The following is a 20,181-nucleotide window of genomic DNA, read 5'->3' as shown; positions in this document are numbered from 1 at the left end:
GCGCCCGATCAGGCTTTGCGCTTGCGGGTGGCGTCGCGCCGTTTCTCGCCGACGCCGACGGTCAGCGCCATGGCCAGAGCCATCGTCGCCGACAGCGAACGGAAGCCGGCGAAGTCCGCTTCGGCAACCTCGAACCAGACTTTGGCGAACTGGGCAAGCGGCGAAAACGAGCTGTCGGTGATGGCAACGATCGGTACGCCCTGTTCCGAAATGGTGCGCGCTTCCTCGATGGTGGCCGGCGCATAGGGCGAGAAGGAGATGGCGATGACGGCATCCGCCGGTGTGGCGAAGCCGATCATTTCGGCATTCAGCCCGGCGGCCGATTCGATCAGCTGGTTGCGGATCTTCAGCTTGCCCAGCGCATAGGCGATGTAGGACGCCACCGGATAGGAGCGCCGCTTGGCCAAGACATAGATGGTCTGCGCCTTTGCCAGCAGCGAAATCGCATCTTCCAGATGCGCGTCGTCCAGCGTGCGGGAGATGTCGTTGAGCGAGGTGCTGGCAGCGGCGACGAAGCCGTCGAAGATGGCACGATGACCAGCGCCGCCTTCGGCCTTGGCGCGCAGCGCTTGCAGCCTTTCGTCATAGGACGAATTGCGCTCGCGCAGCCGCTCGCGAAACACCTGCTGCAGGCTGGTGAASCCATCGAAGCCRAGCTGCTGGGCAAARCGGATCARGGTYGAMGGCTGSACGCCGGCCGAGGCGGCGATGCTGGCGGCGGTGCCGAAGGCGATGTCGTCGGGATTGTCGAGCGCGTAGGCGGCGATCTGGGCGATACGCTTGGGCAGGCTTTCGCGCCGATCGAGGATGGTGGCGCGCAGCGTCTCGAAGTCGCGAGGTACCCGTTCGTCCATCGTCGGCCCGTCCAAGCTCATCGGTGAAAGCGTCCTCTCTGCCYCATCATAGCGAGCCTGCGCAAGAACRCCATWAAAAATGAGGCAGRCRTTCCATTCCCAGAGAAAATGGATTAATTCATCCACGCAGCACTTCAGGCGATGGAGAAAAGGCAAGATGGTCGGCGTAGGTCTTATCGGCACGGGTTTCATGGGCAAATGCCACGCTATCGCGTGGAGCGCCGTCGGCGCCGTCTTTCCCGATGTCGCCAAGCCCAGGCTCGTCCATCTCGGCGAGGTCAACGAGGAGTTGGCCCAGCGCAAAGCGGGTGAGTTCGGTTTCGCCAAGGCCTCCGGCGACTGGCGCGCCGTCGTCAACGACCCGGAGGTCGATATCGTCTCGCTGACCACGCCAAACCAGTTCCATCCGGAAATGGCCATCGCCATTCTCGAGGCCGGCAAGCATCTGTGGTGCGAAAAGCCGATGGCGCCAAGCTTTGCCGAAGCCGAGGCGATGGCGGCGGCGGCGAAAAAATCCGGCAAGATCGCGGCGCTCGGCTACAACTACATCCAGAGCCCGGCCATCCGTCACATCGGCGCGCTGCTCGACGAGAAGATCATCGGTGAGGTCAACCATCTGCGCATCGAGATGGACGAGGACTTCATGGCCGATCCCGAAGCACTGTTCTTCTGGAAGCACGAGGCGGCTTCCGGCTACGGCGCGCTCGACGATTTCGCCGTCCATCCGCTGTCGCTGGTCTCGGCGCTGTTCGGCCGTGTCGCCAGCGTCATCTGCGACATGGCCAAACCCTATGCCGACCGCAAGGTGGCTGGCGGCGGCCGTCACGCGGTCGAGACCTACGACATCGCCAGCGTCTTGATGCATCTGGAAAACGGCATTGCCGGCACGCTGCTGGTCAACCGCTCGGCCTGGGGTCGCAAGGGCCGTATCGCCATCCAGATCTTCGGCTCCAAAGGGTCGATCCTGTTCGACCAGGAGCGGATGAACGAAATCCAGCTCTATGTCACATCGGATCGCCCGACCGAACAGGGCTACCGCACCATCCTGATGGCGCCGCATCACAAACCCTACGACGCCTTCCTGCCGGCACCCGGGCACGGCCTCGGTTTCAACGACCTCAAGATCATCGAGTGTCACGAATTGCTGACGCGGCTCGCCGGCAGACCGGCGCGGCTCATCGAGTTCGCCGAAGGCCTGGAAATCGAGCGCACCGTGCACGCAATGGCAAGGTCGTTTGATGAAAAGCGCTGGGTGGACGTGCGGTAGATACGCCTCTCATAACAGAGATGCCGGGCCGAGCTTTGCCGAGCGGAAAATGCATTCCTGCTCCGCCACGACGAGCGAGATATTCTTCCCCGTCCTAGCCATCTCCGCGCCTTCGCGTTTGCGGCGGCTAACGCCTTCAGTCATGCAAATCTTGATGCATATGAGGGGCTGACGAGGCTGTTGACTCTGCCTATGCTTCCGGATCGACACGGGGGATAGTTATGAGCGCAATAAATAAAGAAATTGATGAGGTCTGGAAAGACGACAAGATCGGTAGAAAAAATGATGCGCGCTTCATCATCGATTTCTTGGTCCAGAGTGTTGATTTGCGGAAGAGGCTTGGCAAAACCGCCTCTTACGTTTTGAACATTGATAGTGAGTGGGGAAGCGGAAAGAGTTTCTTCGTTTCAAGATTTGCTCGTCAGCTGCGGGTAGAGGGCTATCTGGTTGCTGAAGTGAACGCTTGGCGGGACGACCATTCAGACGATCCCTTGGTTGCCATCATGGCCGAGATCGACAAGGTCTTGAAGCCCCACGCAGGCAAGAAGGCCATCGTCAAGAAGGTCTGGAGCGCTGTAAAATCCAACGGGGCACAGATAGCTGGCCGTACGTTGATCGCGTTGGGCAAATCTGCAATCCGCCGCTACACAAATTCGACGATTGACGACCTTTTGCATGGCGAGGATGCGCGCAACGCGTCACCTGTCGAAAAATCACAGCCGGACGTTGGAGTTCTTGATGATGCAATAGCTGCCACCGGCAAGGAGATTGAAGCTCTTACTGACAAAACTGCTGACACATTGATCGCCGAATTTGTAAAAGCTAGCCAGTCGATTCAGTCATTCCGCTCGAATATGGGGGAGCTAACCTCAAAATTACCCGAGGTCGGGATAAAATCTCCACTTTTCGTCGTGATTGATGAGCTAGATAGGTGTCGACCATCTTACGCCGTCGCCGTGCTTGAGCGCGTGAAACATCTATTTGAAGCAAATGGGGTCGTCTTCGTTTTCTCGACTGACACGAGCCAGCTACAGCACACAATCAGGGGCGCTTACGGCGGTGATTTTGATGGGCGCGGCTACCTAAGCCGGTTCTTCGATCGCCGCTATAGCTTCGCTGAACCGCGGCTGGGAGAATTTGTTGCAAGCAAGCTGGACCTAATCGACCTTACAAAGCTTTCCAGCCCAGCGCAAAGCGATCTTCTTGAGCCAAATGACGTATTAAAAACCGTCATCACGACTGGCTTTGCTGCCCAAAAGCCAATCCCCCTTCGGGCAATTGAGCAGATCATGGATATAATGGGGTCTACGACGGCTGCATGGAGGTATCCAGAAAAAATAGACCTTCCATCCCTGCTGATCCTGGCATCCTGCTATCATCGAAGACAGAATTTCGACTACGCTTCCTTCGTAGCCACAATGTCATCGTGGAATGCCGATGCGTTATGGGCTCAAGCCAGGGAGTCAATGAACGTCACACAGATAGCCCTTAACGTTATGAACCGGGCACAAAATATCCGGACAGCGCTGATGGATTCGCCTCGATCTGCCGCAGATTCGTACGTGGAGTCAGTTTTTGCAGAGGAGTACCACAGACGTCGCGAGGCCGGCGGGTCCGCTCCAGCGAGCGTGCAGGCGGAACTTCAGGGACTGATCAGAAACGCTGGTCGAATTACTAGGGGCAGTGCCTAGCTATTTGAGAGAGTAAGGGGGCCACCAGCAGCGGTGTTCGCCTCCCAGCCGTTCACCCAGACCTGCCGCAAACGATCGCCTTCGCCCTTGAAGCGTAGGCCGGTCGGCTGGCAATCTTCAATGCGGTCGCTGCGGAAATTGCGGATCGCCTGGCGCAACTCGCACCAGGCGACGATGTTGGCAGCCTCGGCATAGTAGATCAGCGCGATCGGCCGGATGAGGCGCTCGGAGGCACGGCCCATCTCGTCGCGATAGGAGAGGTCGAGCTTCTCTTCGTCGCGGATGGCGCGGCGCACCAGCGCCAGGTCGATCGTGCCGGCCGACGGCGCGGCGAAGCCCCAGGCATGCAGCGCATTGGCCTCGAACGTCTGGCGCAAAGGCTGCGGCACGGCGCCGGCGATCTTGGCGCTGACACGCTTGGCCGCTTGCTTGAGTTCATCGTCTCCCGTGCGCTCCAGCAGCGCCAGCGACAGCACGATCGCCTCCATCTCCTCGATCGAAAACATCAGCGGCGGCAGGTCGAARCCGGGGCGCAATATRTARCCGATSCCGCGCCCGCCTTCGATCGGMACGCGCATCGCCTGCAGGGCTGCGATGTCGCGATAGATCGAACGCATCGTCACTTCCAGCCGCTCGGCAATCATGGCCGCCGTCACCGGCTGCCGCGCCAGCCGCAGGATCTGGATGATCTCGAACAGGCGTGACGCCTTGCGCATTTTTCTCACCCGCTGCCGATCGCAACTGACACTACACTGTCAGTTGGACCGGCCTATAGGACTGCCTATCGAATTGAAAATCAACAGGTTCCGCTGCGGCTTGGCGGAATGAGGCGGCAGGCAACTGACATGGGTTACGCGGAAAATCTCTGGCTTTTCTTTATCCTGCTGTTCGGCATCATTGTCGTTCCAGGCATGGACATGCTGTTCGTGCTGGCCAACGCGCTGACCGGCGGGCGCGACAGGGGCTTGGCTGCCACCGGCGGCATCATGGTCGGCGGCATGGTGCACACGCTGAACGGCGCCATCGGCGTCGGCCTGCTCATGCATTTCGTGCCGATCCTGTTCACCCCGCTGCTGCTTGCCGGCGCCGCCTATATGGCCTTCATCGGCATCACGCTGATGCGCAGCTCCATCACTGTCGGCCAGGACGGGCCKGYCGGCAGCCGCTCSGCMTGGAAGGCSTTTCGCCAGGGGCTGGTGACCTGCCTGATCAACCCGAAGGCCTATCTGTTCGTGCTTGCCGTCTATCCGCAGTTCCTGAGGCCGGACTACGGCCCGATCTGGGCGCAGGCGACAATCATGGGCCTGATGACGGTCATCACGCAGGCCGCGATCTATGGTGGGCTCGCGATCACTGCCGGCCGCAGCCGCAACCTTCTGATCGCCAACCCGCGGGCGACCATTCTTGCCGGCCGGGCGGCCGGGCTGCTGCTCTTCGCGGTCTCGGTGTTCACCGCTTGGGAAGGACTGAGGGCGGGGTAATCCTGGCTAAACCGGACCCGCCGCCCTGCCTTATATCCGACCAGATCAGGCGGCGCCYTGCCGGCTTTCCATCATGGCGCGGCGCGCTGAGCGGCGCCACTCGACGGCGCCGGCAAGACCGTGCAGCACGGTCTCGGTGGTCGCCCAGTCGATGCAGCCATCGGTGATGCTCTGGCCGTAGACGAGCGGCTTGCCGGGCACCACATCCTGTCGGCCGGCAACGAGATTGCTCTCGATCATGAGGCCGATGATGCGCTCGTCGCCCGCCGCCACCTGGCCCGCCACGTCGGCCGCGACCTTGGGCTGGTTCTCCGGCTTCTTGGCCGAGTTGGCGTGGCTGACATCGATCATCAGCCGAGGCGCGACACCGATACGGGCGAGTTCGACGCTAGCCGCCTCGACGCTCGCCGCGTCGTAGTTGGGCTGAACACCGCCACGCAGGATGACATGGCAGTCCTCATTGCCGGTCGTGGTCGCAATGCCGCTGCGTCCGCCCTTGGTCACCGCCATGAAATGGTGCGGCTGGGCGGCGGATTTCACCGCCTCGGCGGCGATGCGCAAATTGCCGTCGGTACCGTTCTTGAAGCCGACCGGGCAGGACAGGCCCGAGGCCAGCTCGCGGTGRATCTGGCTCTCGGTGGTGCGCGCGCCAATGGCGCCCCAGGCGACAAGGTCGGCRATATATTGCGGCGTCGTCATGTCGAGGAAYTCGGTCGCCGCCGGCAGSCCGAGATTGTTGACGGCCGACARSACGTTGCGCGCCATSCGCARCCCCTTGTCGATGTTGAAGCTGCCGTCGAGGTCGGGATCGTTGATCAGGCCCTTCCAGCCGACCGTCGTACGGGGCTTTTCAAAATACACCCGCATCACGATCTCGAGCCGGTCGGACAGGGTCTCGCGCAGCGCCGCCAGACGGCTGGCATAGTCAACGGCCGCGACCGGATCGTGGATCGAACARGGGCCAACGATGACRAGCAGTCKATCGTCGGTCCCATTCAAAATGGCGTGGATGGCGTTGCGTGACGCGCTGACGGTGCGCGTCGCCGTCAGCGTGCGCGGWATCTCCCGCATCACCTGGTCCGGTGTACTCAGTTCTCGGATTTCCTTGACCCGAAGGTCGTCTGTGGTGGTCAACACGGCTTTCTGCTCCTGGTTTAGGAGACCTGCCGGCTGAAACAAAAAAGCCGCCAGGTCTGGCGGCTGTTCGGATCTTGTTGCTGCAATCTTCAGATCGAGCGCAATCCTCCCGCCGCCAGCGAGCTCCTAAAGTACCAATACGTGGCGGACAGGTTGATCATGAGGCTCATATAGTCGAAGCGGAGGCGTTTGTCACGCCCCTACTCGCCGACCACCCCGGCAATGTTCTGATCGTAGTCGACCAGCGACCCGGTCATGACGCCGGCCTGCGGGCTGATCATGTAGCTGATCAGCCGGGCGAGCTGTGCCGGTTTCACCAGCTGGCCCATCGGTTGCGCGGCTTCGGCCTTTTCCAGCCAGTCATCGGGCGCGTCATGCCAGTTCTTCTGCACGATCGCCTCGCCCTCGGTGTCCATCCAGCCGGGCAGCACGGCGTTGCAGCGGATGCGGTTTTTCCGGTACGAGCTCGCGACGTTCTTGGTCAGCGTCATCAGCGCGCCCTTGCTGGTCGAATAGGGCGTCAGGAAGGACTGGCCGGCATGCGCCGACATCGACAGCACGTTGACGATCGAGCCCGGCGCCTTGCGCTCCAGGAGATGGGCGACCAGCCCCTGCATGAGGAAGAAGGGTCCGCGCACATTGGTGTCGAAGATCTGGTCGAAAAGCTCTTCCGAGGTTTCGACCAGCGAGCCGCGCGCCGACGTGGCGGCGGCATTGACGAGAGCGTTCAGCGTGCCGAAATGCGAGAGTGCTGTCGCCACCGCGCGCTTGCAGTCGGCCACCTTTGAGACGTCGGCGCTGATGAAGATGGCGTCGACGTCGGCTTTCTTGAAGTGAGCGACAGCCTTGTCGCCCTTCTCCTGCGAGCGGCCGATGAGCGCCAGCGCCCGGCAACCCTCGTCGGCCAGTGCCTCGGCGACGGCAAAGCCGATGCCTTGCGCACCGCCGGTGACGATGGCGCGTGTCTGTGAATTGCGATCGGCTGATGCGCTCATCGCTCTGCTCCTGTGGTTCTTTCCAAGTGCTCTTACTTGTCGAGACGGACGGTCTTGCCCGTCGTCGCCGACTTCAGCGCCGCATCGGCCAGCTTCAGCGCCACGAGGCCATCGGCGCCGCTCGGTGCCGCCTTCTTGCCCGAGGTTGCCGCCGTGATGAAGGCAGCGATTTCAAGGGCGTAGGCGTCGAGGTAGCGGGTCATGAAGAAGTCGTGCAGCGGCGGGCGGGTGTAGCCTTTGTCATTCGCCACTTCGATGGACACCGGCCGCTGGTTCTCGGCCGCGACCATGCCCTTCGAGCCATGCACCTCGATGCGCTGGTCATAACCATAGGTGGCGCGGCGCGAGTTGGAGATGACGGCCTGCTTGCCGGAAGCGGTTTCGAGGATGACGCTGACGCTATCGAAATCGCCGGCAGCACCGATCTTTTTGTCGACCAGCACCGAGGCGTGCGCGCTGACCGCCACCGGCTCCTCGCCGAGCAGGAAGCGCGCCATGTCGAAATCGTGGATGGTCATGTCGCGAAAAATGCCGCCCGAGCGGGCGATGTAGTCCAGCGGCGGCGGGCCGGGATCGCGCGAAGTGATGGTGACCATCTCGACGGTGCCGATGGCGCCGTCGTCGATCGCCTTGCGCACGGCGGCGAAATGCGGATCGAAACGCCTGTTGAAGCCGACCATCAGCGTTGCCTTGGCCTTCTCGACCACGGCCAGGCATTTTTCCACCCGCTTCACGCTGAGGTCGATCGGCTTCTCGCAGAAGATCGCCTTGCCGGCCTTGGCGAAACGCTCGATCAGATCGGCATGGGTGTCGGTCGGCGTGCAGATGACCACGGCGTCGATATCCGCGGATTTTTCGATGGCGTCGATCGTACGCACCTCGGCGCCATAGGCCGATGCCAGTTCCTTTGCCGCCTTCTCGAAAGCATCGGCGACGGCAACCAGTTTGGCCTGCGGGTTGGAGCCGACGGCGCGGGCATGGACCTTGCCGATGCGGCCGGCACCGAGGAGGGCGAAGCGGAGAGTCATGGAATGTCCTTTGAGGGTGGTTCGAAACTATCGGCGCCGGCTATCGGCGCGGGTGATTTTCCGGTCAAGACGAGATCGACAGGGAGGCGATGACCATCGCCTCCGCGCCCGGCCTAGGCCGCGAGTTCCGCCTCTCCGGTCTTGGCGCCGGTGATGTAGGAGACGATGTCCTGGCCGTCGGTGTTCTCCTTGCGCAGGTTGGCGACAATGCGGCCGCGCCTGAACACGACAATGCGGTCACAGAGGTCGAASACCTGGCGCATRTTGTGGCTGATCAGRATCAGCGGCTCGCCATTKTCCTTCAGCGTGCGGATGATGTTYTCGACCTGCGCCGTCTCCTGCACGCCRAGCGCTGCCGTCGGCTCRTCCATGATGATCAGCTTGGAGGCGAAGGTTGCCGTCCTTGCGATCGCTACGCACTGCCGCTGGCCGCCCGACATGTGGCGGATGGTGTTGGACAGATTGGGGATCTTSACCGCCGTGCGGAYCAGCGCCGCYTCGGTCGCCTTGCGCATGTATTTGCGGTCGAGGATCGAGAACGGTCCCAGATTGAACAGCACCTTTTCGCGGCCGAGGAACAGGTTCGACGGCACGTCGAGGTCGTCGGCCAGCGCCAGRTTCTGGAACACGGTCTCGATGCCCGCCGYGCGGGCCTCGATCGGKCCGKWAAAGTTCACTTCCTTGCCGTCGAACCAGATCTGGCCGCTGGTGCGCTGCTCGACAGCGGTGATCTGGCGCACGAAGGTCGACTTGCCGGCACCGTTGTCGCCCATGATGGCGACATGCTCGCCCTTGCGCAGCTCGAAATTCGCGCCTTCCAGCGCATGCACGCCGCCATAGCGCTTGGTCAGGTTTTCGGTCTTCAGGACGATGTCTGACATGATCAAGCCCTCATTGCCCGCAGGCGTTGACGCCACTGGTCGAGAACGACTGCGCCGACGATGATCACACCCTTCACCATCTCCTGGTAGTAGGCRTCGAGGCGCAGGAAGGTGAAGCCGGAGATGATGACGCCGAAGATCARYGAGCCGATSACSGTGCCGACGATCGAACCACGACCGCCCGACAGCGAAACGCCGCCGATGACCGCCATTGCGATGGCGTCGAGTTCGTACATCACGCCCATGCCGGACTGCGCAGTGAGGTTCTTGGAGGAGAGCACCACGGCGGCGAGCGCGGCAAGCACGCCGGCGATGACGTAGACGAGGATCTTGTGGTTGGCGATCTTGATGCCGGACATGCGCGCGGCATCTTCATTGGAGCCGATCGCGTAACAATGCTTGCCATACCTGGTGTAGGTCATGATGAGCTGGAACAGGATGGCCAGCGACAGGAAGATGATGACGGGCATTAGGCCCTTGCCGATTGCCGCGAAACTGTCGGTGGGAAACGAGATTGGCTGGCCCTTGGACCACCATTTGGCAATGCCGCGTGCGGTCACCATCATGCCGAGCGTGGCGATGAACGGTGGAATGCGCGTGTAGGCGATCAATGAGCCGTTTACCAGGCCGGCGAACAGGCCGCAGCCGATCGCCACCAGCACAGGCACGAGAACCGGCAGGTCGGTCCAGCCTTGCGCCAGGAACATCGCCTTGGGGTTGGGATTGCCGTTGACGGTCGCCACCTGGGCGAAACTCATGGCGATCATCGCGGTSGCGCCGACGATCGARCCKGARGACAGGTCGATRCCGCCGCAAATGATCACYTGCGTCACGCCGATGGCGATGATGCCGACGATCGACACYTGCAGGATGATGATCTGCAGGCGTGCCTCATTGAAGATTCCTGAGACGTCGCTGCGGGTGTTGAACAGGAAACTGTCGCCGAGAAAGAGGCGGCCGATCACTTCAAAGATGACGACGAGGATGACGAGCGCCAGGAAGACGTTGAACTCGGCCGGCCATGTCCGCTTCTTAGCGTCATAGCTGACCCCGCCGACGCCATGAGATGTCTGTGTCAATCTTCTATCCTCCGTCAGCCGCGGTCATCCTCGCGCCTTGCGAGCGCCCGAGGGAAAGAGGAGCGGCGCTGTCTTGCGCGAGAGCGCCGCTCCGTATGTCCGCTGCTCAGTTCTTTTTCAGGAACTTGTCGATATTTGCCGGCGTCACCAGTTGGAAGGGGATGTAGACCTTGTGGTCGACCTTCTCGCCCTTGGCCAGTTTCAGCGCCGCATCCAGCGCGCCTGCGCCCTGGCCGGCCGCGTCCTGGAACACGGTCGCGTCGAGGTCGCCCGCTTGCATCGCCACCAGCGCGTCCTGCGTGGCGTCGACACCACCGACGACAACAGTCTTCATGTCGATGTTGGCGGCCTTCATCGCCTGGATGGCGCCGATGGCGCTTTCGTCATTGTTGGCGATGACGCCATCGAACTTCTTGCCGGTCGACAGCCAGTTGGTCATCAGGTTCTGCGCTTCATCGCGGTTCCAGTTCGACGTCTGCTTGTCGATGATCTTGATGAAGCTGCAATCCGGCGTCGCGATGACATCGTCGATGTCTTTGGTGCGCTGCACGGCGGCCTGGTTGGAAAGCTCGCCCATGATCACGTAGACATTGGCTTCCTTCTTGCCGGCTTCCTTGAACAGGCGGCAGACTTCCTTGGTCTCGAGCGTGCCGGAATCGGCCTCGTTCGAGGCAACGAAGGCTTGGTTGTCCGGCAGCGTGTCGACATTGACCGGCTGGCGATTGACGTAGACCAGCGGAATCTTGGCGGCGGCAGCGGCGTCGGACATCGCCTGCGTGGCTGAGGTGTCGACCGGGTTGACGATGATGGCGTCGACGCCCGAAGCGGCGAAGTTCTTGATCTGGTCGAGTTGCTTGGCGACGTCGTTCTGCGCGTCCTCGACCTGCAGCTCGACGCCGCTTATGCCTTTGGCCTGCGCGATCATGCCGTTGCGCAGAACGGTCAGGAAGTTGTCGTCGAACTTGGCCATCGATACGCCGATCTTGGCGGCCATGGCCGATGAACTCATCAGCGCCGCGAAGGCGACGCCCAAAAGCAGTTTCTTCATTGTATCTCTCCTCCACTTTTGGTGTCCGGTTGCACCGATCTATCCGGAATCCCCGATCTCCCCGGGGAATCTCTCCCTGATGTCGTTTCGTTCCGCATTCCTTGGCTTCGGCTGGAACGCAAACCCGCTGTTTGAAACAGACGTTACGGAACGAAAGAACCAAAATGYMCAGTTGGTGAAATWTTTATTCCATTTCGCCACGAGGCGTCAAGGGCGATTCCAAAACCGGATGCGCGATTTTGGCCGATGCGGGGGAAGCGGCGTCGAAGCGGGCGAGCGAATGTGCGCTGTGGCAGGGCCGGCCCAGGCCGAGGCAAGTCTGGGAATGGCGACGGGACAGTGCGCGTGCCTAGAAGTGCCAGATGTCCCGCTGCGTCAACAGGTCCAGTGGAGCCCGCCACACCCGGTACTTCGCCGCAGACTCTATCTGCTGGCTTGCAGGTAGATGGTTGACGCGCTCGAAGAAGGCCGCAAGACGCTGCCTGGCGAAGAGCTTTCGGCCCCTTGTGGTGTAATTTCGAAGCGGCAGCCGATGGCGCCGGATCGTCCGGCCATCTTGTGAAAGCGCAACGCTAGCGCAGAATTGTTCTGGAGTGTGCGCCCTGACAACGCCAATCACGCGCTCGATCGCCACATAGGCGCGCTCTAAAGCAGGTATGTTGTCGTGGTGAACGCCAAGAACGCCACTGGCCCACATCGTTTCGTCGCCTGTCAGAACGCGATCCCCCAGGGTGATGCCCTTGCCTTGAAGTGATCGGTATTCGGGTTTTGGCCGCCCCTCACGTCGGTACATGATGGAATGCGAAGATGAGATGCGGTCGAAGCATCGTGAGATGTCTCCGACAGGATAGATGTCCGTGTCCATGACAAAGAGCCGCTCGCAACGCTGCAGCAGCTCGATAATGCCGGCAGCCTTGATGCCAAACTTGTACCGATCGCCAAAAGACATCTCGGTCATTTGTTTGGCGGTAAGCTCGATCGCTTCAATTGGATAGCCGTTGAAAACGCTTGGCCGGTCCGTCAGGACCGAAATTCCGGCTCCGGGCGCGTAGTGCAGCAGTCGAAGCGCGCTGAACAGCGCCCCGCGAGCATAAAGCTCATCCTTGCCGAACGCGATGTACCCAAACCTGTCCTCACCCATAAGCGGTCTATATTGGCGGCCGGATTCTGCGTCAACTCAACTGGGCAATGCCTGACGGCGCAAAAGCATCGCTAGATATTCTCGGGCAGATAGACGTCGAACGGCAGGAAGGTCTGTCCCGGCGCATTCGCGGCGCCCGTCTCGATCGCATGGGCCATCAGGTCGACCAGTTCGCGGCAAAGGGCCGCCAGCGGCGTCGAGATCACCATCGTCAGGATGCCGTCGGCCAGGGCCGAACGCGAGACCGCGTTGATCTCGTTGCAGATCACGGCCGGCATCTCGGCCGGCTTGGCTTGCCGCAGCGCCGCGACCGCGCCTTCCATGCCGCCGCCGGCGACATAGCAGCCGACCAGATCCGGATGGCGGCCGAGAAGATCGAGCAGCGTGTCTTGCGTGATCTGGTTGGCCTCGAGATTGACCAGCGTCTCAAGCAAGGTGAAGTCCGGCGCCTGCTCGCGAAAGAAAGAGCGGAAGCCGATCTCGCGCAGCTCATGCCCATGGAAGCGGTGGCTGCCGACGAACAGGGCAACCTTGCCCGGCCGCTTTGCCGCCTTCGAGATCATCCAGGCCGCGGTGCGGCCGACCTTGCGGTTGTCGAGGCCGACATAGCCCTCGCGAATGCCGGCGGCGAAATCGGACAGCAGGGAAAACACCGGCAATCCCTTTGCCTTCATCTCTTCGACAGCGACAGTCAGTGTCGGGTGATCCGGCCCGACCAGGGCCACGGCCCGGCACTTGGCCGCCAGTTTGCGCGCGCGCTCGACGATCTCGTCGGGCGCCAGCGAGTCGGCAAAGTCGATGATGGCGACGCCGCGAAAACGCGGTGATCGCGACATGGCCAGTTCAAGCTCGCGGGCGAACTCGCTGTAGAAGACATAATTGCCCCTCAGCAGCAGGAAGCCGAGCCGATATTCCGGCAATTCATGGCGCATCCGCTGCTTGATCAGACCGGCGGCGTGGTAGCCGATCTCGGTCGCTGCCTCGTAGACGCGGCGCGCCGTATCCTCGCGCACCGGCAGGCGGCTGTTGAGCACGCGGTCCACCGTGGCAACACTGACGCCGGAGATGCGCGCCAAATCGGTAATCGTCGGCCGTTTCGCCATGCTCGCCTCAATACGGTGTTCGAGCCTTCCTACATCATTCTGATAGGAAATGATAGAAACTATCTTTGTGATGTTGAGTCTATCATTCGCTCGCGCTATTTCTGAGCCTCAAGGTGAAGGGCTAGCGGGCATTTGCTCTGGCTGATGCTCTTGCCGAGGGAGGCAATCATGTCCACAACGCCGTCCCGGCGTGACTACAGCCTGATCGGTCGCGACGCCAAGCTCGCCGTGGAAAACGGCCTGTCGGCCGCCGAGTGGTATCACACCGACATTCCCCGCAAGCAGATGAAGGAGCTGATGCAGCGCTCCGACGGGCCGGCGATGCGCGACACGGCGACCTGGATTGCCGCGCTGGTCGTCAGCGGCGCCGGTGGCGCCTTGTTGTGGGGCAGCTGGTGGTGCGTGCCGTTCTTCTTCGTCTATGGCGTCCTCTATGGTTCATCCACGGATTCGCGCTGGCATGAATGCGGCCACGGCACGGCGTTCCGGACGCAGTGGATGAATGATGCGGTCTATCAGATCGCCTGCTTCATGATCATGCGCAATCCGGTGACTTGGCGCTGGAGCCACACGCGCCATCACACCGACACCATCATCGTCGGCCGCGACCCGGAAATCTCGGTTATGCGGCCACCGGACCTGGTTCGCGCCGCACTCGGCTTTGTCGGCGTGCTCGATGCCTGGCATGCGATGTCGGACATGCTGCGCAACGCCGCCGGCAACATCAGCGCGGCCGAACAGACCTTTATTCCCGAGCAGGAACAGAAGAAGGCGATCCGCATTGCCCGCATCTGGACCGCGATCTATGCCGCAACCATCGCGCTGGCGCTGTACTTCGGCTCGTTCCTGCCCTTGATGCTGGTCGGCCTGCCCAGGCTCTACGGCGCCTGGCATCACGTCATGGTCGGCCTGCTGCAGCATGGCGGCCTCGCCGACAACGTCACCGATCATCGGCTGAACAGCCGCACCGTCTACATGAACCCGATCAGCCGCTTCATCTACTGGAACATGAACTATCATGTGGAGCATCACATGTTCCCGATGGTGCCGTATCATGCGCTGCCGAAGCTGCACGCGCTGATCAAGCATGATTTGCCGGCGCCGACGCCGTCGATCCTGGCCGGTTACCGCGAGATGATCCCGGCCTTCCTGCGCCAGCTGCGCAACGAGGATTATTTCCTCAAGCGCGAACTGCCGCCGACCGCCAGGCCGTACCGCGAGGAATTCCACAACGACGCCGTCGCCGCCGCGGCCGAATGATCGTGCCATCCGATCTAGACTCTTTGTTTCAACGAAATTTCCTAGGGAAAGCACTACGCACTTTTCCTGGAATCGCTTTTGGGGAGGACTGAATGAGCGACTGGGTCGAGGCCTGTGCCACCGGTGACATCGACGAAGAGGATGTGATGCGCTTCGATCATGGGGGGCGCACCTTCGCCATCTATCGCAGCCCGGACGACGAATTTTTCGCCACGGACGGGCTCTGCACGCATGAAAAGGTGCATCTTGCCGACGGCCTGGTGATGGACGACATCATCGAATGCCCCAAGCACAATGGCCGCTTCAACTACAAGACGGGTGACGCCCGCGGCGCGCCGGTCTGCGTCAACCTGAAAACCTATCCGGTCAAGGTCGACGCCGGCAAAGTCCTCGTTCAGATCGGGTGATGGATATGGCGCGGGGCGTGGTCATCATCGGTGCCGGCGAGTGCGGCGGGCGGGCAGCACTCGCGTTGCGCGATCTCGGTTATGACGGGCCGGTTACACTGGTCGGCGACGAGCCGCATCTGCCCTACGAACGGCCGCCACTGTCCAAGGACGCAATGATCAGCGATACGCCTGAAATCAAGGCGATCGCCAGCGACGAGATGCTGGCCGAAAAATCGATCCGGCATATCCATTCCGTCCAGGCCGTGGCGATCGATCGCGCGGCGCATACAGTGCGCCTTTCGGACGGTTCGATGCTGCCATACGACAAGCTCCTGCTGGCCACCGGCTCGACGCCGCGCAAACTGCCGATGCCCGGCCTCGGCGCGCGTTGCGTCTATCTCAGGACCTTCGCCGATGCGCTCGCCATTCGCGCCCATCTCAGCGCCGGCAACCGCATTGCCGTCATCGGTGGCGGCTTCATCGGTCTCGAACTTGCCGCCGCGGCCCGCAAGCTCGGCGCCGCCGTCACCGTCATCGAGGCACAGCCGCGCATCCTGATGCGCGGCGTTCCGGCCGAGATCGCCGAAATCATCCATGAGGCGCATGTCGCCGAAGGTGTAGATATCCTGTGCGGCGACGGCATCGCGTCCATCGCCGACGATGGCAGGCAAGTGCGCGTGGCCCTTGCCGACGGACGCGAAATATCAGCCGATCTCGCCATTATCGGCATCGGCGCCGTGCCGGTGACCGGGCTCGCGGCCGAAGCCGGCCTGACCATCGAAAATGGCATATCAGTCGATGCCGAACTGCGCAGCAGCGATCCCGACATCTTTGCCGCCGGCGACTGCTGCTCGTTCCCGCTCGCCGTCTATGGCGGCCGCCGCGTGCGACTGGAGGCCTGGCGCAATGCGCAGGAACAGGGTGCGCTGGCGGCAAAAAACATGCTCGGCGCCGGCGAGGCGCATGCAGCGGTGCCGTGGTTCTGGTCGGATCAGTATGGGTTGAGCCTGCAGATCGCCGGACTTTCCGACGAAGGCCGCAGCACGGTTCGCCGCGATCTCGGCGACGGCGCCTTCATCCTTTTCCATCTGGCTGAGGACGGCAGGCTGGTGGCGGCCAGCGGCATCGGCCCGGGCAATGCGGTCGCCCGCGACATCAGGCTGGCCGAAATGCTGATCGGCAAGCAGGCGAAGCCGGCGCCGGAAGCGTTGGGATCGCAGGCCGTGAAGCTGAAGTCGTTGCTGGCGGCCTGAGACCGTCCTGAGCTTGCCTAAAACAGCGCCTTCAGCTCCGACAATTTGTCGTTGACCAGCCAGCCGTAATAATTCTCTTCCGGCAGCTTTTCCGGCTCGCCGGCGGCGCGGCGCTTGTCGTTTTCCGCCTTCAGCGCATAGGCGCGCTGCTCCGGATTACCGACATTGTAGAGCGTGGCAGTCAGTCCTGGATTGCCGGAAATATCGAAGCCAGCGATGCTCTTGTAGGCATCGATCGATTTCCTGATCGTCGCGGCGACATAGGGCAAGGTCAGGTCCGGATCCATGATGGTCTTGTAGACCGAATTGGGGTCGCCGACATCGAGCTTCGGCAGGCCCGACACCTTGTGCACGAGATCGCTCATCTGCAGGGCGGTGAGAGGGTTCAACTGGCCAAGTCCAAAAGTCTGGCCGGCATAGTAAGGCTGAAAGAAGGTGGCGCCGAAACGGTCATCGGGAAAGCTTGTCCCGCCGACGGACTTGCCGCGAAACAAATGGTTCCACACCTGTTCACGGCATTCCCACAGATCATAGCTGTCGGACATTCCTGCGCATTTCTTGAATTCCGGCCGCTGCACGAAATCGGTGATGTCCTCTCCGTCATAGGCGAAGGACAGCTTGCTGGAGAGATACGAGATCGCCTTGACGTAGTAGGTTTGCAGCCGGTCATAGGCGTCGACATTGTAGGTGTGTTCGCCGACGATGGCGCCGACAATGTGCATGGGGTCGATGCCGTATGCGGACGCGGCCTTCTTGATCTTGGCACGCAGGTCGGCGTCGTTCTGCAGCAAGGCATAGACCTTGCGGTACTTCGCCTGGAAGGTGGTGTTGGTCGCCTGCGTGCGCCGGCTCGAGGCGCCGGGAATGTCGGGCTGCTCGGCATTGCGGTTGCCAGCCGGCACCAACGTCGCCGCATCGGCCGCGAACAGCGTCGCCGCCAGCGTCAAGCCGAGAATGACCAGGATGAGTTTTTTCATGCGCCCGCCGCCCAAGCAATTCCAGGAGAAGTGTGAAACGGTTTTCCGTCCGGAATTGCGTCAAACCAGAGATAGAGAATTGCCGCGCAAACTAGGTAAAGCTCTTGGTTGAGTCGAGAGCGCCCCTGCACACGGCAAGACGAAAGGTGGCCGGTTGGTACCATCCGGCCACACATCGAACTGTTTGCCGGAAATTGTTGCCTGAACCGGCGCCGGACCAGCCGGCGCCGTTCTTTAAAGGATAAATCGCGACAAATCTGTGTTTCGCGACAGATCGCCGACATGCTTTTCCACATAGGCGGCGTCGATGGTGACTGACGTACCGTTGCGGTCGGGTGCATCATACGAAATTTCGTCCAGCACCCGCTCCATCACCGTCTGCAGCCGCCTGGCGCCGATGTTCTCGACACTGGCATTGAGGTCGACGGCGATGCCGGCGAGCGAATCGATGGCATCGTCGGTGAAGGTCAGGTCGACGCCCTCGGTCTTCATCAGCGCGATATACTGCTTGATCAGGCTGGCTTCCGTCTCGGTCAGGATGCGGACGAAATCGTCCTTCTCCAGGGCACGCAGCTCGACGCGGATCGGCAGGCGGCCCTGCAATTCCGGCAACAGGTCGGACGGCTTCGACACATGGAAGGCGCCGGAAGCGATGAACAGGATGTGATCCGTCTTCAACGGCCCGTATTTGGTCGCCACCGTGGTGCCTTCGATCAGCGGCAGCAGGTCGCGCTGCACGCCTTCGCGAGAAACGCCGGCGCCCATGCCGCCTTCACGCGACGCGATCTTGTCGATCTCGTCGAGGAAGACGATGCCGTCATTCTCCGTCGCATCGAGTGCCCGGCGCACCACCTCGTCCTGGTCGAGCAGCTTGTCGGACTCGTCGTTGACCAGCAGCGCGTAGGATTCCTTGACGGTCGTCTTGCGCGACTTGGTCTTCTTGCCGCCCATCGCCTTCGACAGCATGTCGTTGATGTTGAGCACGCCGATATTGGCGCCCGGCATGCCGGGAATCTCGAAGCCGGGCATGCCGCCAGTGCCGGTGTCGGCCACTTCGATCTCGATTTCCTTGTCGTCGAGTTCGCCGTCGCGCAGCTTCTTGCGGAAACTATCACGSGTSGCCGGGCTCGCCGTCTTGCCGACSAGSGCTTCCAGCACSCGYTCCTCGGCRTTGATGTGGGCGCGYGCCTTGACGTCCTCGCGCATCTTYTCGCGCACCAGGCCGATRGCGATCTCGACSAGRTCSCGGATGATCTGCTCGACGTCACGGCCGACATAGCCGACCTCGGTGAACTTGGTTGCCTCGACCTTGACGAAAGGCGCACCGGCCAGCCGCGCCAGACGGCGCGAAATCTCGGTCTTGCCGACGCCCGTCGGCCCGATCATCAGGATGTTCTTCGGCATCACCTCTTCGCGCATCTGGCCTTCCAGCTGCTGGCGGCGCCAGCGGTTGCGGAGCGCAATGGCGACGGCGCGCTTGGCGTCCTTCTGGCCGATGATGAAGCGGTCGAGTTCCGAAACTATTTCGCGGGGAGAAAATGTCGTCATAATCTAAATTCCACTTTGCCACTGCTTGATGGCCTCGAACGGATGCAGCAGCATGATCACGTTGAGTGTCAGATTGTCCCGGATGAGATAGCCGGTACCCAGTTCGAAAAGGATGGCGAGGCTGACGATCACCCATATAGGTAGCCTTCGCGCCATCACAAATCCCAGCACCATGGCCAGTGTGTCGGACACCGAATTGATGATGCTGTCGCCATAATAATCGAGCGAGATGGTGCCGGCACGGTAACGCTCGATGATGAACGGGCTGTTTTCGAGCAATTCCCAGCCGCCCTCGATGAGGACGGCGAATGCCAGCCGCAAGCCGACCGGCGAACGTGGGAACAGGAACTTCGCCAAGGCATAGAACAGGAAGCCGTGGATGATGTGCGAGAACGTGTACCAGTCGGCAATGTGCTGGGAATTCTCCGAACTGTTCACCACGCCATGCCAGAGTTTGACATAGCCGCAGGTACAGATCGGCGTCCGGCCCATGCCGTAGAGGGCCCCGGCCTGGAAGATGAGCAGGCCAAGGACGAGCAGAAGACCCATGCGCCAGCTGTCTTCATAGGCCGAGTAGCTGTCGTCGCTTGGTGTCGTCATCTGGTCAGTCCCCCTGATCCTCGTCGTCTTCGGCCGCATCGACGGCCATCAGCACAACGTCGCCATATTCCGATTGCCTGCGGTCGATAGGCCGAAAACCGGCCTTTTCATAGGCGCGGATGGCCCTGATATTGGCAGGATCCGGGTCGATGATGACACGCGGCACGCCTTCCTCGAACAGTTGCTCGACGAACTGGCGCACGATTGCCGAGCCATGGCCGATCCCGACCAGCTCCGGCCGGCCGATCGACAAATCGATGCCGAGCGTGCCGAACGGCTGGTCGGCATAGGGATGGTCGTCTTCCAGATGCGGGTCGTAGCTCTGCAGATAGGCGATCGGCTTGCCGTCGAGTTCGACGATCAGCGGCTCGACCGAAATCGAGTCGATATGATCGCGAATCTCGGCGATTTCCGTCTCCGGATCGTCCCACCACTGAGCCACTTCAGGC

At 61.6% G+C, this 20,181-nt stretch carries 20 protein-coding genes; 6 read left to right on the top strand and 14 right to left on the bottom strand.

Going from position 1 to position 20,181, the window contains the following annotated elements; translation table 11 throughout:
- Positions 1 to 8: 8 nt before the first annotated feature.
- Entirely contained in the window at positions 9 to 854 is an 846-nt protein-coding gene (locus tag AC1DX0_RS02880; RefSeq protein WP_477219101.1) for a MurR/RpiR family transcriptional regulator, read from the bottom strand.
- A gap of 157 nt (positions 855 to 1,011) precedes the next feature.
- Here AC1DX0_RS02880 and AC1DX0_RS02875 point away from each other — a divergent pair, with 157 nt between their 5' ends.
- Positions 1,012 to 2,121 (top strand): Gfo/Idh/MocA family protein, encoded by a 1,110-nt coding sequence (locus AC1DX0_RS02875; protein WP_477218690.1) that lies wholly within the window; start codon positions 1,012 to 1,014, stop codon positions 2,119 to 2,121.
- 221 nt (positions 2,122 to 2,342) lie between these two features.
- The gene (locus AC1DX0_RS02870; RefSeq protein ID WP_477354224.1) at positions 2,343 to 3,812 is read left to right on the top strand and encodes a KAP family P-loop NTPase fold protein; all 1,470 of its coding nucleotides are present in this window, start codon (positions 2,343 to 2,345) and stop codon (positions 3,810 to 3,812) included.
- Here the strand turns inward: AC1DX0_RS02870 and AC1DX0_RS02865 are convergent.
- Positions 3,809 to 4,528: a helix-turn-helix transcriptional regulator gene (locus AC1DX0_RS02865; protein ID WP_477218688.1), complete on the bottom strand. Its 720-nt coding sequence runs from the start codon at positions 4,526 to 4,528 to the stop codon at positions 3,809 to 3,811. The two genes, AC1DX0_RS02870 and AC1DX0_RS02865, sit on opposite strands and share 4 nt — an antisense overlap.
- A gap of 129 nt (positions 4,529 to 4,657) precedes the next feature.
- Between AC1DX0_RS02865 and AC1DX0_RS02860 the strand changes: the two genes are divergently transcribed.
- Positions 4,658 to 5,293, top strand: coding sequence for a LysE family translocator (locus tag AC1DX0_RS02860; RefSeq protein ID WP_477354221.1), 636 nt, complete (start codon positions 4,658 to 4,660; stop codon positions 5,291 to 5,293).
- Between the two features lie 45 nt (positions 5,294 to 5,338).
- Here AC1DX0_RS02860 and AC1DX0_RS02855 read toward each other — a convergent pair whose 3' ends face one another.
- From AC1DX0_RS02855 to AC1DX0_RS02820, 8 genes are all read right to left on the bottom strand, one after another.
- Positions 5,339 to 6,430 carry a 3-deoxy-7-phosphoheptulonate synthase gene (locus AC1DX0_RS02855; RefSeq protein ID WP_477218686.1) on the bottom strand — a complete coding sequence of 364 codons (1,092 nt, stop codon included), beginning with the start codon at positions 6,428 to 6,430 and terminating at the stop codon, positions 5,339 to 5,341.
- A 200-nt stretch (positions 6,431 to 6,630) separates the two neighbouring features.
- On the bottom strand, positions 6,631 to 7,425 hold the full coding sequence (locus tag AC1DX0_RS02850) for an SDR family oxidoreductase (protein WP_477218685.1): 795 nt from the start codon (positions 7,423 to 7,425) through the stop codon (positions 6,631 to 6,633).
- A 32-nt stretch (positions 7,426 to 7,457) separates the two neighbouring features.
- The gene (gene iolG / locus AC1DX0_RS02845; RefSeq protein WP_477218684.1) at positions 7,458 to 8,453 is read right to left on the bottom strand and encodes an inositol 2-dehydrogenase; all 996 of its coding nucleotides are present in this window, start codon (positions 8,451 to 8,453) and stop codon (positions 7,458 to 7,460) included.
- Between the two features lie 113 nt (positions 8,454 to 8,566).
- Positions 8,567 to 9,334: an ATP-binding cassette domain-containing protein gene (locus tag AC1DX0_RS02840; protein ID WP_477354218.1), complete on the bottom strand. Its 768-nt coding sequence runs from the start codon at positions 9,332 to 9,334 to the stop codon at positions 8,567 to 8,569.
- A gap of 2 nt (positions 9,335 to 9,336) precedes the next feature.
- On the bottom strand, positions 9,337 to 10,413 hold the full coding sequence (locus AC1DX0_RS02835) for an ABC transporter permease (protein ID WP_477218682.1): 1,077 nt from the start codon (positions 10,411 to 10,413) through the stop codon (positions 9,337 to 9,339).
- A gap of 106 nt (positions 10,414 to 10,519) precedes the next feature.
- A complete protein-coding gene (locus AC1DX0_RS02830) occupies positions 10,520 to 11,461 on the bottom strand; it encodes a sugar ABC transporter substrate-binding protein (protein WP_027032509.1) in 942 nt (313 codons plus the stop codon).
- Positions 11,462 to 11,810: 349 nt separating this feature from the next.
- Positions 11,811 to 12,602, bottom strand: a complete 792-nt coding sequence (locus AC1DX0_RS02825; protein ID WP_477218681.1) for a hypothetical protein — start codon at positions 12,600 to 12,602, stop codon at positions 11,811 to 11,813.
- A 71-nt stretch (positions 12,603 to 12,673) separates the two neighbouring features.
- Positions 12,674 to 13,705 (bottom strand): LacI family DNA-binding transcriptional regulator, encoded by a 1,032-nt coding sequence (locus tag AC1DX0_RS02820; RefSeq protein ID WP_477218680.1) that lies wholly within the window; start codon positions 13,703 to 13,705, stop codon positions 12,674 to 12,676.
- Between the two features lie 168 nt (positions 13,706 to 13,873).
- On the opposite strand from AC1DX0_RS02820, the gene AC1DX0_RS02815 reads away from it, so the two are divergent.
- The 3 genes from AC1DX0_RS02815 (at position 13,874) to AC1DX0_RS02805 (ending at position 16,607) form a co-directional block, all read left to right on the top strand.
- Positions 13,874 to 14,965 carry a fatty acid desaturase family protein gene (locus tag AC1DX0_RS02815; RefSeq protein ID WP_477218679.1) on the top strand — a complete coding sequence of 364 codons (1,092 nt, stop codon included), beginning with the start codon at positions 13,874 to 13,876 and terminating at the stop codon, positions 14,963 to 14,965.
- A 92-nt stretch (positions 14,966 to 15,057) separates the two neighbouring features.
- Positions 15,058 to 15,372 carry a Rieske (2Fe-2S) protein gene (locus AC1DX0_RS02810; RefSeq protein ID WP_477218678.1) on the top strand — a complete coding sequence of 105 codons (315 nt, stop codon included), beginning with the start codon at positions 15,058 to 15,060 and terminating at the stop codon, positions 15,370 to 15,372.
- A gap of 5 nt (positions 15,373 to 15,377) precedes the next feature.
- Positions 15,378 to 16,607 (top strand): NAD(P)/FAD-dependent oxidoreductase, encoded by a 1,230-nt coding sequence (locus tag AC1DX0_RS02805; protein WP_477218677.1) that lies wholly within the window; start codon positions 15,378 to 15,380, stop codon positions 16,605 to 16,607.
- Between the two features lie 17 nt (positions 16,608 to 16,624).
- Here AC1DX0_RS02805 and AC1DX0_RS02800 read toward each other — a convergent pair whose 3' ends face one another.
- The 4 genes from AC1DX0_RS02800 to AC1DX0_RS02785 all read right to left on the bottom strand — a co-directional run.
- Complete coding sequence (locus AC1DX0_RS02800) at positions 16,625 to 17,584, bottom strand: DUF1402 family protein (RefSeq protein ID WP_477218676.1); 960 nt, start codon at positions 17,582 to 17,584, stop codon at positions 16,625 to 16,627.
- Between the two features lie 234 nt (positions 17,585 to 17,818).
- Positions 17,819 to 19,132, bottom strand: a complete 1,314-nt coding sequence (hslU, locus tag AC1DX0_RS02795) for an ATP-dependent protease ATPase subunit HslU (protein ID WP_477218675.1) — start codon at positions 19,130 to 19,132, stop codon at positions 17,819 to 17,821.
- Positions 19,133 to 19,135: 3 nt separating this feature from the next.
- Positions 19,136 to 19,732 carry a DUF2585 domain-containing protein gene (locus tag AC1DX0_RS02790; protein ID WP_477218674.1) on the bottom strand — a complete coding sequence of 199 codons (597 nt, stop codon included), beginning with the start codon at positions 19,730 to 19,732 and terminating at the stop codon, positions 19,136 to 19,138.
- A gap of 4 nt (positions 19,733 to 19,736) precedes the next feature.
- A partial coding sequence (locus AC1DX0_RS02785) for a GNAT family N-acetyltransferase (protein ID WP_477354215.1) occupies positions 19,737 to 20,181 on the bottom strand: 445 nt, incomplete at its 5' end.

The sequence above is a fragment of the Mesorhizobium sp. P3_A9 genome (assembly GCF_056402975.1).
This window is presented reverse-complemented; position numbering and strand designations above follow the sequence as displayed.